Origin of the sequence: Shinella sp. G-2, assembly GCF_050172695.1 — a bacterium.
Taxonomy (GTDB): Bacteria; Pseudomonadota; Alphaproteobacteria; order Rhizobiales; family Rhizobiaceae; genus Shinella.
This window is the reverse complement of record NZ_JBBEYH010000016.1, coordinates 42,073-58,561: the sequence shown is the minus strand read 5'-3', so window position 1 is coordinate 58,561 and position 16,489 is coordinate 42,073. Positions and strand designations below refer to the sequence as shown.

The window sequence follows — 16,489 nt, the reverse complement described above, 5'->3', positions numbered from 1 at the left end:
CAGCTTCTCCTTCCCGGCACAACCGGTCTAACGCTTTGTTTATCAGTGCTCCCTAAGGTTTCCGTGAGAATCACCTGAGGACATGAAGCCCTTGGCCGCCACGGAAACGATGCTGCAACTGGCGCAGCTTATGGAAAATGCCGGCAACCTGATTGCGGTCTACGACCCGGAGGATCGCCTGCGTTTCGCCAATGGAGCGTTTCGCGCCGCCTGGTTCATCGGCGGGGATGAAGAGCCGCTCTGGTCCGATCTCATGCGACGCAACTATCACGCCCGGCGCGGCACCGTCATCGAGACCGCGGATTTCGAGACCTGGCTGCGCTCGACGCAGGCCCGGCGCGGCAAGACCGGTTTTCGTGCCTTCGAGACGGACCTTCACGACGGCCGCTGGCTCTGGATGACGGAGACGATGCAGGCGGACGGCTGGATGCTCTGCGTGGCAAGCGACATCAGTTCCATCCGCACCGACGAACGCGCGCTCCGGCAGGACCGCGACTTAGCGATCAAGGCCTCGCAGACCGATGAGCTGACCGGTCTTCCCAGCCGCCGATACGTCATGGGCAAGCTCGCCGAACTCGTCTGCGGCGCGGGCGCGACGGATCAGCACGCCGGATGTCTCGCCGTCCTCGACATCGACAATTTCAAATACATCAACGACCGCTTCGGCCACGGTGTCGGCGACGCCATCCTGAAGGACTTCGCCATCACGCTGCAGCGCCATGTGCGCAAGACGGATATTTTCGGCCGCGTCGGCGGCGAGGAGTTCCTGCTCATCCTGCCGAACACCCCCATGGAGGGGGCGGAAAGCATCGTGCAGCGCATGCTGCTTGCGGTGCGCCAGTCCAGCCCCCTGCCCGACCAGACCGGTTTCCACTATACCTTCTCCGCCGGCCTTGCCCGGGCCGCCCGTGGCGACGATCCGGCCGACGTCTATCGCCGCGCCGACCTCGCCCTCTACGCCGCCAAGATGCAGGGTCGCGACCGGATCAGCATCGAAAGCCAGACCCAGCGCACGGCAAATCCGTGATCCTCATTCCAGTTCGATGATGGCGTCATGCCCTCGAAGGCTGTCCGCGGGCCGCACCGCCGGAGACCGGCGCGGTCGCCGGCTTGCTTCGGGCCGGCGCAGGACTGGCGGCCGCCCGCATCGGGCTGGTGCCCGGCCAGGCCACCGCCGCCGCCAGGGCATAGATGCAGGCGTTCATGACGCCGAAGTCGGCAGATGTACCCGCCAGAATGCCGACGATCACCACCGGCGGCGTATAGAAGCGCACCGCGTTGAGGATGAGGGCGCCCGTATGGTCTCCCGGCCGCGCCCTGCGCAGAAGGGTCTGCAGCATGAAGCCGTAATAGAGCAGCCCGCCGGCAATGCCGGTATTGCTGAACACCGCGACGACGCCGTTCGAGGCGCGGGTCGAGCCCATGCCGACGCCCAGCCCCCAGCTGTCGAACAGCGCGTTCAGCGATACCGCCGTCCACATGCTGCGCTCGATGAAGGAATCCGACGAGGTCTTCTGGAAGACGATCGTATCGACCAGTTCGAGAAGGGGATCGAAGAGCGACGGCTTGACGAGGGCCAGCAGGTAGATGGCCACCAGGCCGCTGACGATCGCCCAATATTCGCTCGCAAGCCCTTCCCTGGCCCGGCTGCCCTTCGGCGCCGTCAGAAGCCGCCAGAACCACTCGACCGCCGCGACGCAGCCGAAGATGCCGAGGCCGCCATAGGCGGAGGACGAGGTCGACAGGAGCGCGAACAGCGTCAGCAGCACGATGAGAACAGGCGCGGCGACGAGACGAATCCACGGGGTGGAAATCGCGCGGCGGAAAAAATAGATCGCCGACAGGAAACCGACGGCCAGCGATCCGAAGGACGACGCCTCCGGCATGAGGCCGACGATGCGCTTGACGTTGCTGAGCTCGACGTCGACCAGATACGCATAGGTCGCCGTGCGAAAGACATCGAGATAGGCGCCGATGCCGACAAGATCGAGTATCCCCGTAAACACGGTCACCGCACCGCCGACGCAAAGGGCGGAAAGCACATGCTGCCGCGTGGCGGCCGAGCGGAACGCCAGCGCGCAGGCAAACACCGTCACGATCGATATCGTAAGATACATGAGCTGCGAGATGTTCTGCTGGGTGGGGTAGAGCGGATCACCGAAACTCGCCTCCTCGAGGCGCATGGGGATGATGAGGATCTGCCCTGCGAACAGCCGCGGCATCAGCAATGTGACCAGCACCGCCACGATCCAGAACACGAAGAGCAGGAGACATTGCGATGGGCGCAGGGAGATATCCAGCATGCGTGAGAGGCCGTTCGTCCCGCCGCCATATTTGACGATGATGGCGAGCGCGATGATCGGCGGCGGCGTGAAGCTCAGTCCCGACGTCAGTTCCGGCGGAATGACCGCGAAGGAGCCGAACGCCATGGAGCCAAAGAGCAGATAGAAGATGAACGGCCCGCGACTGACCATTCCGATGAGCAGCAGCACCCAAAAGAAAAAGACTGGTACGAAGTTCACCGCGATCTCCATGCAGGCCGGAAGCCGCGCCTCAGCATGCCCTACCGTCGGATCAATGAACCACAGCGCCGTAAATCTTTTCCTAAGCTCCCCTTAACCATGTGGCTTACGTCGGCAGGCCCTGACCGGGCAGCTTCGACCGCCCCCTGCTGCCCATGGCGTCAGGGTCGCGTGCCGCCGCGGATGGCGAGAGAGACGGCGTAGAGAGACGTGGTGGCGGTGATGAAGAGACGATGGCGGTGGCGGCCGCCGAAGCAGATGTTGGAGACCGTTTCCGGCACGAGGATCTTGCCGAGGCGGCGGCCGTCCGGCGCGATGCAATGCACCCCGTCGCCGGCCGAGGACCAGAGATTGCCGGCCTCATCCACCCGCATGCCATCCGCGCAGCCGGGGGAAATGGTGTGAAAGACGTCGCCGCCCTTCAGCGCCCCGTCGGCGGCAACGTCGAAGGCACGGATATGACGCGGATCGCCGGAGAACATGCGGCCGGTGTCGGCGACGTAGAGACGTCGCTCGTCCGGGCTGAAGGCAAGGCCGTTCGGGCAGTTGAAATCGGTCAACACCGCCCGGACATGGCCGGAATACGGGTCGACGCGATAGACGTTGCAGGGAAGTTCCTGTGCACTGCGCGTGCCCTCGTAGTCCGAGCCGATGCCGTAATGCGGATCGGTGAACCAGATGGCGCCGTCCGCGGTCACGACCACATCGTTCGGCGAATTCAGCCGCTTGCCGTCATAGCTGTCGGCAAGCACGGTGATGGAACCGTCATGTTCGGTGCGGGTGACACGGCGCGTGCCGTGCTCGCAGGTCACCAGCCGCCCCTCCCGATCGCGCGTATTGCCATTGGCGAAGTTGGACGGTTCGCGGAAGGTGCCGATGCCCGTCGTCGGGCTCCAGCGCAGGATGCGGTTGTTCGGAATGTCGGAGAACAGCAGGCAATCGTGATCGCCGAACCAGACCGGGCCTTCGACCCAGTCGAACCCGGCCGCCAATTTCTTGAGCGGGGCATTGCCCAGCACGAAACTGGCAAACTCCGGCTGCTCCGCCTCAAAAAATGACATCCGTCTCTCCCTTCGAACCGATCGCGCGCAGGATAGCGGCTGCGCCGTGCCCGGCAAGCCGTCCTGTTGCAGGCCGGCGCAATCTGGTGTTTCCTCGCGGGAACCGCCGCAGCATCCCGCTGCCCTCTTTTCCATCCGCTACGGAACAGCCATGTCCCTGCCCCAGAAGATCGGCTTCATCGGAACCGGCGCCATCACCGACGCCATGGTGCGCGGCCTGCTCGCCAAGCCCGCCGCCGTGCCCCATGTCATGGTGTCCATGCGCAGCACGGAGATTTCGGCGGCGCTCGCGGCCGATTTTCCTCAGGTGCTCGTTTCCAGCGACAATCAGGCGATCGTCGACGGCTGCGACACGGTCGTGCTGGCGATCCGCCCGCAGATCGCCGAGGAGGTCGTCCGCCCTTTGCGCTTCCGCGATGGGCAGGCGGTGATCAGCGTCGTCGCCGCGACGGGCCGGCCTGCCCTACTCGACTGGATCGGCGCGGATGTGCGCCTGTCGCAGGCGATACCGCTTCCCTTCGTCGCGCGGCGCAAGGGCGTCACGGCCGTCTATCCGCCGGATACCAACACGGCCGCGCTCTTCGAGGTCCTCGGCAATGCCGTCGAATGCGAGACCAAGGCCGAATACGACCTCCTTGCCGCAGCCAGCGCCCTGATGGCCACCTATTTCGGCATCATGCACCGCACGACCGCATGGCTTGCCGAAAAAGGCCTGCCGGAAGAAAAGGGCCGCGCCTATCTCGCGCCGCTCTTCGCGGGCCTTGCCGAGACGGCCGAGCGCGCCGGCAAGAATGTCGACTTCATCGAGCTGAGCCGCGATTTCGCCACCAGAGGCGGCCTCAACGAGCAGGTTCTCCGTGATTTCAGCGACAAGGGCGGCCCTGACGCCCTGACACAGGCGCTGAATCACGTCCTCAAGCGCATCGCCGGTCAATAGCGGCTCCGGCACAACAGCTACCGCGCCAGAAAGGGCTTGCGCTCGAGGCGGCAACTGCGGAAGAATTCCCGCCCGCCCCGGCAGGTGCACATGCGGAGAGCCGCCCTCCCGCATCCGACCGTGCCGGCTTTTCATGGCGCTACCGGAGCCGTTGATGTCCAGATCGATCCCCACGTCCATTCTCTTCTGCTGCGATCACAATTCGGTGCGCTCCCCGATGGCCGAGGGACTGATGAAGAAAATCTACGGCCGCACCGCCTATGTGCAGTCGGCCGGCGTCAAGAACGACATGGAGATCGACGGCTTCGCGGTCGCCGTCTGCGACGAGATCGGCGTCGAACTCGTCCGCCACCGCTCGCGCTCCTTCGAGGAGATGCACGCGCTTGGCGACCATCTCGGCAGCTTCGACCTCGTGGTCGCCCTCTCGCCGGCGAGCCAGCATCAGGCCGAGACGCTTGCGCGCAACGCCTATCTTGAGGTCGAATACTGGCCCATCATGGATCCGGTCGGCCAGGCGGAAGGCCGCGAGGCGACGCTGGCGCTGTATCGCACGGCCCGGGACCAGATCCGCAGCAAGATGATCGAGCGCTTCGGCCAGCCGGCCATGGGCTGAGGCGGCCGCGGCGGCAAGGCCGACTTCCCTCGGAATCCCATCAATCCAACCGGTCGCACCGGATTCTTCGCGGCCCATCTTGCCTTCGCGCCCCAACTTGTATACTAGAATACATCATGTGCCTTGGGGAGGAACCCAACAGGCCTCATAGGGAGAGGAATATGATTCATTTCAGCAAGCTTCGTTTCGTCGCCGGTGCTGCCGCCGGCCTCGCGCTCCTGGCATCCGCAGCCTTCGCGCAGGAGGTTCCCGCCGCCGGCACCAGCCAGCGCATCGACGCGATCAAGGCCGCGGGCGAATTGCGCGTCGGCGTGCTGGCGAACCCGCCGTGGCTCGTCGAGGACACCACGGGCGCAGGCGAACCCTGGCGCGGCCCGGCCTGGACGCTGGCCAATGTCTATGCCGAAAAGCTGGGCGTAAAGCTCGTGCCGGTCGCCGTTTCGCACGAAACAAAGGTGCCGGTTCTGGCCGCCAACCAGGTCGACATGACGATCTCGCCGTTGTCGATGACCAAGAAGCGCATGGAAGTCGTCGACTTCGTCACCTATTCGCGCACCTCGCTGTGCGTCTTCGGCAAGGTCTCCAACCCCAAGGTCGCCAATGCCAAGTCGGTCGACGACTTCGACAATCCCGACATCACCATCGCCTATTTCACGGGCGGCGGCGAAGAGAACTGGGTCAAGGAACGCTTCCCGAAGGCGACGCTTCGCGGCGTGACGAGCGCCGGCACGGCCGCTCCCGTCGAAGAGATCATGGCCGGCCGTGCCGATGTCGCGCCGATCAACCGCATTCCCTATATGGCGCTCGCCCGCAAGGTGAAGGGTCTCGAGGCGCTGCCGCGCGAGAACAATTGCCAGGACAGCACCGAGGCCGTGAACGAGATCGGCCTCGCCATCGACAAGAACCAGCCGGAATATCTGGAATGGCTGCGCGCCGTCGCGGAAAAGATGCTGCCCGACCTGCAGGCTGAAGAGGAAGCCGAAGTCGCCAAGATGTAAGCGGCGACGGGCTGCGGCCGGCACCCTGCCGGCCGCGTTCCTTCCGGAGGAAGACCATGGAACTGAACCTCTCCGCCGTGCTGGATAGCTGGCGCTTTCTTCTTGGCGGCCTCGGCGTCACCCTGCTGCTGGCCGCCGGCGTGACCGTGCTCAGCACGGTCTGCGGCACCCTTCTGGCGCTCGGGCGGCTCTATGGGCCGCGCTGGCTCAGCGCCGTCATCGTCTTCTACATCGACTCGATGCGGGCGATCCCGGTGCTCGTCGTGCTCGTCTGGGTCTATTTCGCCCTGCCGATCGCGACGGGCCTCAACCTCCCGCCCTTCTGGTCGGCGCTCCTGTCGCTGTCCGCTCATCTTGCGGCCTATGTCGCCGAGGTGGTGCGCGCCGGCATCCAGTCCGTCCGCCCGGGCCAGGTGCGCGCCGGCATGGCGCTGGGCATGACCCGCGCGCAGATCCTTCACAAGATCGTCCTGCCGCAGGCCGTCGTCAGAATGCTGCCGGCCTTCGGTTCGCTGCTTTCGCTCGCGGTGAAGGACACGGCGATCGCCACCGTCATCGCCGTGCCGGAGCTCATGCGCCGCGCCGACGCCGTCGCTGGCCAGACCTACGCACCGGTCGAGGTCTTCACCACGGTGATGGTCCTCTACTTCCTTGTCATCTTCCCCCTCACCAGAGGCGTCGACATGATCTACCGCCGCATTTCCTTCCTGGGCCGGTCATGACCTTCGATTGGGCTATCATCTGGCAAAGCATGGGAGCTCTCTGGCAGGGCGCCCTCATCACCATCGCGCTCACCATCCTCACCATGGTGATCGCCGTGCCCTTCGGGATCGTCGTCGCCCTCGCGCGCGAATCCCGGCTGAAGCCGGTGGCGGCAGTCGCCACCGCCTATGTCGAACTGATGCGGAACGTTCCCATCATCCTCGTCGTCTACTGGGCCTTCTACGTGCTGCCGATCCTGACCGGCATCGGCTTCTCGCCGTTCCTCACCGGCCTTGTCGCGCTCGTGCTCAACAACACAGCCTACAATTCCGAAACCTTCCGTTCGGGCATCCGCTCGATCCGCAAGGGTCAGACGGAGGCGGGGCTGGCGCTCGGCATGAGCGAGGGCGAAGCCTTCCGCAAGATCGTGCTGCCGCAGGCCTGGCGCCGCGTGCTGCCGATCCTCGCCACCACCTGGGTCACGCTCTTCAAGGACACCTCGCTCGTCTCGGTGATCGCCGTCGGAGATCTGGCGCATACCGCGCTGCAGATCCGCTCGCAGTCCTTCCGGGTCATCGAAATGCTCACCGCGATGGCGGCCATCTACTGGCTGCTCGGCTATCCGCAGGCCAAGATCGTGGATTGGATCCACCGCAAATACGGGGTCACAGAATGACTACCTCCGCCACTCTCCCGCAGGGTTCCGCGCTTCCCGATGTCGTGATCGAATACCGCGACGTGCGCAAGCAATATGGCGAATTCACCGCGCTCGCCGGGGTCGATCTGGAGATACGCCGGGGCCAGGTCGTGTGCCTGATCGGGCCGTCCGGCTCGGGCAAGTCGACCCTCCTGCGCTGCACGAACGGTCTTGAGACCATGACGTCGGGCGAGGTCTACTTCGACGGCATGCCGCTCTCCAAGGATCCGCGCAAGACGCGGCTCATCCGCCAGCGCATGGGCATGGTGTTCCAGAACTTCGAGCTTTTCCCGCACAAGACGGCACTCGGCAACATCATGATGGGGCCGATGACCGTGCTCGGTCTCAGCGAGGAAAAGGCCCGTGCCCGCGCGGAAGCCCTGCTCGCCAAGGTCGGCCTTTCCGACAAGGCCGGCAATTATCCGGCCAACCTTTCGGGCGGCCAGCAACAGCGCGTCGCCATCGCCCGCGCCCTTGCCATGGAACCTGAAGTCATGCTCTTTGATGAGCCGACTTCGGCGCTCGATCCGGAAACGATCGGCGAGGTGCTGAACGTGATGAAACGGCTGGCGGATGACGGCATGACGATGGTGGTGGTGACGCACGAAATGACCTTTGCCCGGCGGGTGGCCGACCACGTGGTGGTCTTCGCGAACGGGCAGATCGTCGAACAGGGGCCGCCGGAGCAGATCTTCGACGCGCCGCAGACGACGCGCACCCGCGACTTCCTCAGCCATCTCGGCTGGGACGGATGACCGGCATGCCGGCACAAAGCCAGCCCGGCCGCAGCGCGGACATGTCAACGATGCCGTTGAGCGTCGACGACATTCACGGCGTCATCCGCCACGAGATCATCACCCTCAAGCTGATGCCGGGCGCCAAGGTCTCTGAAAACGAGCTGGCGCGCCGGTTTCACACCAGCCGCACGCCGGTTCGCGAGGCGCTGCTGCGGCTCGTCGACGAGGGCCTCGTCGAAGTCTGGCCGCAGCGCGGCACGCTGATCACCCCCATCTCGCTCCGCGCCGTGCGCCGCGCGCGCTTCGTGCGCGAGGCCATCGAGGTCGCCGTGTTCCGCAAGGCGGCGATCGACGGCCTGCCGGCGGATGTGCTGACCCAACTCGACGCCATCATCGTGCAGCAGCACGAGGCGCGCGAAGACCCCGTCCGCTTCACCGAGGCCGACGACGCCTTCCACCGGACCTTCGCCAACGGCATCGTCGTCGGGGATATCTGGTCGGTGCTCGAGCGGGAAAAGGCGCAGTTCGACCGGGTGCGCTTCCTCAGTCTGCCGAATGTCACGCCCGTCGCCATTCTCATCGAGCAGCACCGGAAGATGATCGCCACCGTGCGTGACCGCGATCCGGAGGCCGCGGAACAGGCCGTGCGCGACCACCTTTCGGAAGTGCTGAAGGTGACGGAACAGCTTTCCGCCCGCTATCCGGATCTCATCGTCAACGACATGTGAGAGGCCGGGGCGTCATTGCGCCTCGGCGAGAATCGCCTTTTCCATGCCCAGCGTCAGCATGCGCTCCAGCCGCAGGATCGCCGCGTCGGCAAACTTTCCCCTGGCCAGCGTCTCGGGGAGGAAATCCGGCAGGGCGGCCAGCGCGGCAAACACGGCCACCGGGTTCTCCACATCCACGCCCGTCAGGATGGCCCGGATTTCCGCCTCGCGGGGATCGTTCAGGGGATAGGTCTGCCCTTGATCGTTCCGGCCGAGGGCATAGCGCATCCAGGCCGCCGTCGCGAAGGCGAAGGGCGCGAGATATTCGTCCCGTTCCAGCACTTCGAGCGCAGGCGCGAAGATGCGTTGCGGCAGTTTCTGCGTTCCGTCCATGGCGATCTGCCGCGTTTCATGGGCGATAGCCGGATTGGAGAAACGGTCGCACAGAGAGGACGCATAGGCCGCAAGGTCCATCGCGATGGACGGCAAGGACGATGCCGCGGCCGCCATGTGCCGGCGCACGAGCCCGCCGAGCGCCGCATCCTTCATGACATCGCAGACATAGGTCCTGCCGCTGAGAAAACCGGCATAGGCCAGCATCGAATGGCTGCCGTTCAACATGCGCAGCTTCATCTTCTCGTAGGGCGCTACGTCAGGCACGAAGAGCGCGCCGGCCGCCTCCCAGGCCGGGCGGCCCGAAGGAAAACGGTCCTCGATCACCCATTGGCTGAACGGCTCCGTCTCGATGGCCGCCTCGTCGTCATAGCCCGTCAAGGCTGCGGCATCAGCCCGCGTCCTTGCCGTCGCGGCCGGCGTGATGCGATCCACCATGGTGGAGGGGAAGGCAACCTCGGCTGAAATCCGGTCGGCAAGGGCGGCGCCATGCGCACGGCGGGCGAAGTCGATGACAGCCGCCCGCACGAGCGGGCCGTTTTCCGGCAGGTTGTCGCAAGATAGCACGACGAACGGCGCCAGCCCCTCGGCGAAGCGCAGGGCAAGGCCCCGGCTGATCAGCCCCAGCACGCCGCGCGGCGCGGCCGGATTTTGCAGGTCGGCGGCGACCGCCGGATGGGCGGGATCGCAGCCGCCGCTGCGCAGAAGGCCATAGCCCTTTTCCGTGACGGTGATGCTGACGATCCGGCAAGCCGGTTGCACCAGCGCAGAAAGCACGCGTTCGCCAAGGGTCGCGCCGGCGACGACCGCAGAGATCGAGCCGATGACCCGCGCCTGCGGCGTCTCGCCCCGTTCGATCAGGGTATAGCGGCCGTCCTGCGGGTTCAGCGCATGGGCGACGTCTTCGCCGCGTAGCGAGACACCCGTGATGCGCCAGTCGCCGCCCTCCGCTTCCATCGCGCCATCCGTATAGGCAGCGATATGGGCGCGCGCGAAGGCGCCGAGGCCAAGATGCACGATGCCGTTGCCGGCCCCTTCGGGCTGGTAGCCGGGCCAGAGCGCCGGATGGTCCGGCCGTGGTTTTGTCGCCGCGGAAAGCCTCACGCGCCGGCACCCTGCACGAGCGGGTGGTCGAGCGCGGTCATGATGCCGCGCAGCTCGGCAAGCCCCTTCAGGCGGCCGATGGCCGGATAACCGGGCTGCGCCTTCCGCTTCAGGTCGTCGAGGATATCCTGCCCGTGGTCGGGGCGCATCGGAATTTGCCAGTCGGTGCGGCCGGCGGCCTTGCGGGCGCGTTCTTCCGTCAGGATCGCATCGATCATCGCCACCATGTCCGTTCCGCCTTCGAGATGCCCGGCCTCGTGGAAGGAGCCGCCGAAATGCGGCGTTTCGAGGAGGACGTTGCGAAGATGCAGGAAATGCACGCGGCTGCCCAGACGCTTCATCATGCCCGGCAGGTCGTTGTCGTGCCGGGCGCCGAGCGAGCCGGTGCAAAGCGTGATGCCATTGGCGGAAAGGTCGACCGCTTCCATGACCCGGCGATAATCCGCCTCGGTCGACATGATGCGCGGCAGGCCGAGCAGCGGGAACGGCGGATCGTCCGGATGGCAGCAGAGCCGCATGCCGAGATCCTGCGCCAGCGGCGCGACTTCGGCGAGAAAGTCGACGAGATGGGTGCGAAGGCGCTCCGCGCTGAGGGCGGCATATTCCGCAAGGTGCGCGCGCACATCCTCCAGCGTGAAGGATTCCGCCGCGCCCGGCAGGCCGAAGACGACATTGCCGGCAAGCTGGCGGCGGCGCTCGTCGTCCATCGCCGCATAGCGGCGGGCGGCCTCTTCGACGACGGCGGCCGGGAAGCTTTCCGCAGCACCGGGCCGGGCCAGGATATGGATATCGAAGGCGGCAAAATCGACGACATCGAACCGCATGCAGGTGGCCCCGGAGGGCAGGCGGTAGGCAAGGTCCGTGCGCGTCCAGTCGAGAACCGGCATGAAATTGTAGCAGATGACCTCGATGCCCGCCCGGGAGAGGTTCGTCATGCTCTCCTTCCAGGCCGCTATATGGGCTTTCCAGTCGCCCTTCTGCTTCTTGATGTCTTCCGACACGGGCAGGCTTTCCACCACCTCCCAGGCAAGTCCGGATGGCGCGCCGTCCGCCATGCGCCCGATGACACGCTGGCGCTCGGCGATCTCCGCGGCAGACCAGACCGCGCCGGTCGGCACGTGATGCAGCGCGGAGACCACGCCCTCCACACCCGCCTGCCGCATGTCGTCGATCGAGACGAGGTCCTTCGGACCAAACCACCGCCACGTCTGACGCATTTCATCCCCCTGTCGAATGCTTGATGTGACATCAGTGCTAGCAGATAGTCGACTAGTATACAAGATGAAAGCCATCAATCCCCGCAGGGCTTTTCAGTCGCCAAAGCCATGACAGCTCGGGCCTCCCACCACGGCGAAGAGGCCATCCCCTTTATCTTTTCCTTATGCCGCGCCGACGCCTTCCCAATCGAAACCTGACGCCGACAGGGCCTAGTCTTTTCCCGCACAACAGGAGAACGGACATGTCCGATGTCATCTTTCTTGCGCTCGGCTGCGGCGCGTTCATCGTCTTCGCCGCCTATGCCGGCGCGCTCGACCGGCTTTGAGGAGCGGCCAATGCTCGAACCTCTTTTCGGCCTTTTCGTCGCGCTCGCCCTCGGCGCCTATCTCGTGGTCACGCTTTTGCGACCCGAACGCTTCTGAGCTTCCAGGAGAATTTTCATGACCATGATCGGGTGGCTGCAAATCGCCCTCTTCTTCCTCGCGGTTCTGATCACCATCAGACCGCTGGGGCTCTACATGGCCCGCGTCTTCGCCGGGGAGCGCACGCCGCTCTCGCCGGTTCTGGGGCGTCTGGAAACCGACCTCTACCGCATTTCGGGCATCACCCCGAACAAGGAGCAGGGTTGGCTCGCCTATACCCTTTCCATGCTGGCCTTCTCGCTCGCCGGCTTCATCGCGCTCTATGCGATCCTGCGCCTGCAGGCCTATCTGCCGCTCAATCCGCAGGGCTTTGCCGGCATGACGCCGGACCTTGCCTTCAACACGGCGGTCTCCTTCGTCACCAACACCAACTGGCAGAACTACGGCGGCGAGACCACGCTCAGTCACTTCAGCCAGATGGCGGGCCTGACGGTGCAGAACTTCCTGTCGGCCGCCACGGGCATGGCGCTCGCCGTGGCGCTGACGCGGGCGTTCGTCCGCTCCAAGGTCTCCACCCTCGGCAACTTCTGGGTCGACATGACGCGAGCGACGCTCTACGTGCTCTTGCCGATGGCCTTCGTCGTGGCGCTCGTCTTCGTCGCCATGGGCCTGCCGCAGACGCTCGATGCCTCGGTCACCGCCACCACGCTCGAAGGCGCCAGCCAGACGATCTCGCTCGGCCCGGTCGCCAGCCAGGAGGCGATCAAGCAGCTCGGCACCAATGGCGGCGGCTTCTTCAACGTCAATGCCGCCCACCCCTTCGAGAATCCGACGACCTTCTCCAACTATCTCAACATCTTCGCCATGCTGTCGATCTCGGCGGCGCTGGTCTACACCTTCGGCGAACTGGTCGGTAACCGCCGCCAGGGCTGGGCGATCATCAGCGCCATGGCGATCCTGCTGATCGCGGGCGTCGCCGTCGTCTACTGGGCGGAAGCGACCGGCAACCCGATCCTGACGGCGCTTGGCGTCGACGGCGCGGCCGGCAACATGGAAGGCAAGGAAGTCCGCTTCGGCCAGGCCATGACGGCCCTGTACGCCGCCGTGACGACGGGTCTTTCCGACGGCGGCGTCAACGGCATGCACGGCTCCTTCACCGGGCTCGGCGGCCTCGTGCCGATGTTCCTGATGCAGCTTGGCGAAGTGCTGCCGGGCGGCGTCGGCTCCGGTCTCTACGGCATGCTGGTCTTCGCGCTGCTCTCCGTCTTCGTCTCCGGCCTCATGGTCGGCCGCACGCCGGAATTCCTCGGCAAGAAGATCGAGGGCCGCGAGATGAAATATGCCATGCTCGCCGTGCTCGTCCTGCCGCTCGCCATCCTCGGCTTCACGGCGGTCTCGGCCATGCTGCCCGTCGCGGTCGCCAGCATCGGCACCGCCGGTCCGCACGGGCTGTCGGAAATCCTCTATGCCTATACCTCGACGGCCGGCAACAACGGCTCGGCCTTCGGCGGGCTGACGGGCAACACCCTTTGGTACAACACGACGCTCGGCATCGCCATGCTGCTCGGCCGTTTCGCCTATGTCGTGCCGGTCATGGCGATCGCCGGCTCGCTGGCCGCCAAGGTCAAGGTCCCGCCGTCGTCAGGCACCTTCCCGACCGACGGGCCGCTCTTCGTCGGCCTGCTGATCGGCATCATCCTCATTCTCGGCGGCCTGCAATTCTTCCCCGCGCTCGCCCTCGGCCCCATCGTCGAGCACCTCGCGATGCTCGCCGGCCAGACATTCTAGGCCAGACGTTCCAGGCCACACGTTTCAAGGAAAGAGCCATGTCCAAGGACCATCACGCTCCAAGCCTCCTCGACCCCGCCATCCTGCTGCCGGCCGCGCGCGACGCCGTCGTCAAGCTCGACCCGCGCAAGCTGGTGCGCAATCCCGTGATCTTCGTCACCGAAGCCGTCGCGGCCGTCGTCACCGTACTCTTCCTGCGCGACCTTATCACAGGCACCCCGGAAACCGGCTTCTCCTGCCAGATCGCCGCCTGGCTCTGGTTCACCGTGCTTTTCGCCACCTTCGCCGAAGCCGTCGCCGAAGGGCGCGGCCGGGCGCAGGCCGACAGCCTGAAGCGCACGAAATCCGAACTCGTCGCCCGCCGGTTTACCGCCGGCGGCATGACGGAAACGATCCCCGCGACCAGCCTTGCCGTCGGTGACGTCGTGGTCGTTGCAGCCGGAGAGCTGATCCCCGGCGATGGCGAGGTCGTCGAAGGCGTCGCCTCGGTCAACGAGAGCGCCATCACCGGCGAATCCGCTCCGGTCATCCGCGAATCCGGCGGCGACCGCTCGGCCGTCACCGGCGGCACGCAGGTGCTGTCGGACGAGATCAAGGTGAAGATCACCGTCGCCCCCGGCTCGTCCTTCGTCGACCGCATGATCGCGCTCATCGAAGGCGCACAGCGCCAGAAGACACCGAACGAAATCGCGCTGTCGATCCTGCTGTCGGGCCTGACCCTGATCTTCCTCTTCGTCTGCGTCGCCATCTGGGGGCTTGCCGGCTATTCCGGCACGGTGCTGACCGTCACGGTGCTCGCCGCCCTGTTCGTCACGCTCATCCCGACGACCATCGGCGGTCTGCTCTCGGCCATCGGCATCGCCGGCATGGACCGCCTCGTGCGCTTCAACGTCATCGCCACCTCGGGCCGGGCGGTGGAAGCGGCCGGCGACGTCGACACGCTGCTGCTCGACAAGACCGGCACCATCACCTTCGGCAACCGCATGGCCAGCGACTTCCTGCCCGCCCCCGGCGTCTCGCAGGCCGAGCTTGCGCAGGCTGCTCTTGTCGCAAGCCTTTCCGACGAAACGCCGGAGGGTCGCTCCATCGTGGCGCTCGCCGCCGGCGAGTTCGGCATCGCCATGCCGGAGGCCCGCTTCGACGCCGTGATCGAATTCACCGCCGAGACCCGCCTTTCCGGCGTCGATGCCGCCGGCCGCCGGTTGCGCAAGGGCGCGGTCGATGCCGTGCTGCGCTTCGCCGGTGTTGCGGAAGGCGAAGCGCCCGCCGAATTCCGCCGCGCCGTCGAGACGATCGCCCGCAGCGGCGGCACCCCGCTCGCCGTGGCCGACGGCACGCGCCTGCTCGGCGTCATCCATCTCAAGGACGTGGTGAAGCCGGGCATCAAGGAGCGCTTCGCGGCGCTGCGCGCCATGGGCATCCGCACCGTCATGGTGACGGGCGACAACCCGGTCACCGCCGCGGCCATCGCCTCGGAAGCCGGCGTGGACGACTTCCTCGCCCAGGCGACGCCGGAGGACAAGCTCGCCTATATTCGCCGCGAGCAGCAGGGCGGCCGCCTCATCGCCATGTGCGGCGACGGCACCAACGACGCCCCGGCCCTGGCGCAGGCCGATGTCGGCGTCGCCATGCAGACCGGCACCCAGGCGGCCCGCGAGGCGGCCAACATGGTGGACCTCGATTCCAGCCCCACCAAGCTCATCGAGATCGTCGAAATCGGCAAGCAGCTTCTCATGACGCGCGGCTCGCTGACGACCTTCTCCATCGCCAACGACGTCGCGAAGTATTTCGCGATCATCCCGGCGCTGTTCGTCGCGACCTATCCGGCACTCGACGCGCTCAACATCATGAACCTGGCCTCGCCGCAGTCGGCCATTCTCTCGGCGGTCATCTTCAATGCGTTGATCATCGTCGCGCTCATTCCGCTGGCGCTGCGCGGCGTCGGCTATCGCCCGGCCGGCGCGGCTGCGCTCCTGCGCCGCAATCTCCTCGTCTACGGCCTCGGCGGCCTGATCCTGCCCTTTGCAGGCATCAAGGCTATCGACCTTGCCGTCAGCGCCCTCCATCTGGTGTAATCATGCTGAACCATCTTCGCCCCGCCCTCACCCTCGTCGTCGCCCTGACCGCCCTTCTGGGGCTCGCCTATCCGCTTGCCGTGACCGGCATCGCGCAGGTCGCCATGCCGGCCGCCGCCAATGGCTCGCGCATCGAAAGGAACGGGGCGGTCATCGGCTCCGAGCTGATCGGCCAGGCCTTCGGTACGGACAGGTATTTCTGGCCGCGCCCCTCCGCGACCGGCCCTGACGCCTACAACGCGGCCGCCTCTTCCGGCTCCAACCTCGGCGCCACCTCGGCCAGGTTGAAGGAACGCGTTGAAGCCGAGATCGGCCGTCTCACGGCCACGGGCATCGCGACGCCGGTTCCCGCCGATGCCGTGACGACCTCCGGCTCCGGCCTCGATCCGCACATATCCCCAGCTTTCGCCCGGGCGCAGGTCGCCAGAGTGGCAAAGGCGCGGGGACTGTCGGAAACAGAGGTCGCCAATCTGGTCGAAAACCGTATAGAAGGCCGTGTTTTCGGATTCATCGGCGAGCCGCGGGTGAACGTGCTAAAGCTGAACCTGGCGCTCGACGCGCACGGAACATGAGAG

The 16,489-nt window shown here is 65.9% G+C and carries 16 protein-coding genes; 12 read left to right on the top strand and 4 right to left on the bottom strand.

The window, feature by feature from the left end:
• The first annotated feature begins 82 nt into the window (after positions 1-82).
• Positions 83-1,027, top strand: a complete 945-nt coding sequence (locus tag V8U06_RS20355) for a GGDEF domain-containing protein (protein ID WP_427142245.1) — start codon at positions 83-85, stop codon at positions 1,025-1,027.
• Between the two features lie 25 nt (positions 1,028-1,052).
• Here the strand turns inward: V8U06_RS20355 and V8U06_RS20350 are convergent, their stop codons facing one another.
• Complete coding sequence (locus V8U06_RS20350) at positions 1,053-2,522, bottom strand: hypothetical protein (protein WP_427142244.1); 1,470 nt, start codon at positions 2,520-2,522, stop codon at positions 1,053-1,055.
• Positions 2,523-2,683: 161 nt separating this feature from the next.
• Complete coding sequence (locus V8U06_RS20345; protein WP_427142243.1) at positions 2,684-3,583, bottom strand: SMP-30/gluconolactonase/LRE family protein; 900 nt, start codon at positions 3,581-3,583, stop codon at positions 2,684-2,686.
• Between the two features lie 151 nt (positions 3,584-3,734).
• On the opposite strand from V8U06_RS20345, the gene V8U06_RS20340 reads away from it, so the two are divergent.
• The 7 genes from V8U06_RS20340 (at position 3,735) to V8U06_RS20310 (ending at position 8,995) form a co-directional block, all read left to right on the top strand.
• Positions 3,735-4,520: a pyrroline-5-carboxylate reductase gene (locus V8U06_RS20340; RefSeq protein WP_427142242.1), complete on the top strand. Its 786-nt coding sequence runs from the start codon at positions 3,735-3,737 to the stop codon at positions 4,518-4,520.
• Between the two features lie 154 nt (positions 4,521-4,674).
• A complete protein-coding gene (locus V8U06_RS20335; protein WP_427142241.1) occupies positions 4,675-5,133 on the top strand; it encodes a low molecular weight phosphatase family protein in 459 nt (152 codons plus the stop codon).
• A gap of 161 nt (positions 5,134-5,294) precedes the next feature.
• A complete protein-coding gene (locus V8U06_RS20330) occupies positions 5,295-6,131 on the top strand; it encodes a substrate-binding periplasmic protein (protein ID WP_427142240.1) in 837 nt (278 codons plus the stop codon).
• A 56-nt stretch (positions 6,132-6,187) separates the two neighbouring features.
• Complete coding sequence (locus V8U06_RS20325) at positions 6,188-6,853, top strand: amino acid ABC transporter permease (RefSeq protein ID WP_427142239.1); 666 nt, start codon at positions 6,188-6,190, stop codon at positions 6,851-6,853.
• Positions 6,850-7,509, top strand: a complete 660-nt coding sequence (locus tag V8U06_RS20320) for an amino acid ABC transporter permease (protein WP_226922324.1) — start codon at positions 6,850-6,852, stop codon at positions 7,507-7,509. Before V8U06_RS20325 ends, V8U06_RS20320 begins: the two co-directional genes overlap by 4 nt.
• Positions 7,506-8,285, top strand: coding sequence for an amino acid ABC transporter ATP-binding protein (locus tag V8U06_RS20315; protein ID WP_427142238.1), 780 nt, complete (start codon positions 7,506-7,508; stop codon positions 8,283-8,285). Before V8U06_RS20320 ends, V8U06_RS20315 begins: the two co-directional genes overlap by 4 nt.
• A gap of 5 nt (positions 8,286-8,290) precedes the next feature.
• Positions 8,291-8,995: a GntR family transcriptional regulator gene (locus V8U06_RS20310; RefSeq protein ID WP_427142237.1), complete on the top strand. Its 705-nt coding sequence runs from the start codon at positions 8,291-8,293 to the stop codon at positions 8,993-8,995.
• A 12-nt stretch (positions 8,996-9,007) separates the two neighbouring features.
• Here the strand turns inward: V8U06_RS20310 and V8U06_RS20305 are convergent, their stop codons facing one another.
• Together V8U06_RS20305 and uxuA are read right to left on the bottom strand one after the other, a co-directional pair.
• Positions 9,008-10,471, bottom strand: a complete 1,464-nt coding sequence (locus V8U06_RS20305; RefSeq protein ID WP_427142236.1) for a mannitol dehydrogenase family protein — start codon at positions 10,469-10,471, stop codon at positions 9,008-9,010.
• Positions 10,468-11,688: a mannonate dehydratase gene (gene uxuA, locus V8U06_RS20300; protein WP_427142235.1), complete on the bottom strand. Its 1,221-nt coding sequence runs from the start codon at positions 11,686-11,688 to the stop codon at positions 10,468-10,470. Before uxuA ends, V8U06_RS20305 begins: the two co-directional genes overlap by 4 nt.
• Positions 11,689-11,937: 249 nt before the next feature.
• Between uxuA and kdpF the strand changes: the two genes are divergently transcribed.
• Genes kdpF through kdpC form a run of 4 tightly spaced genes read left to right on the top strand, consistent with a single transcriptional unit; the run spans position 11,938 to position 16,486 of the window.
• Complete coding sequence (gene kdpF / locus V8U06_RS20295) at positions 11,938-12,111, top strand: K(+)-transporting ATPase subunit F (protein ID WP_427142234.1); 174 nt, start codon at positions 11,938-11,940, stop codon at positions 12,109-12,111.
• A gap of 18 nt (positions 12,112-12,129) precedes the next feature.
• A complete protein-coding gene (gene kdpA, locus V8U06_RS20290; protein ID WP_427142233.1) occupies positions 12,130-13,839 on the top strand; it encodes a potassium-transporting ATPase subunit KdpA in 1,710 nt (569 codons plus the stop codon).
• A 38-nt stretch (positions 13,840-13,877) separates the two neighbouring features.
• The gene (gene kdpB / locus V8U06_RS20285) at positions 13,878-15,914 is read left to right on the top strand and encodes a potassium-transporting ATPase subunit KdpB (protein ID WP_427142232.1); all 2,037 of its coding nucleotides are present in this window, start codon (positions 13,878-13,880) and stop codon (positions 15,912-15,914) included.
• Positions 15,915-15,916: 2 nt separating this feature from the next.
• On the top strand, positions 15,917-16,486 hold the full coding sequence (gene kdpC, locus V8U06_RS20280) for a potassium-transporting ATPase subunit KdpC (RefSeq protein WP_427142231.1): 570 nt from the start codon (positions 15,917-15,919) through the stop codon (positions 16,484-16,486).
• Positions 16,487-16,489 lie beyond the last annotated feature (3 nt).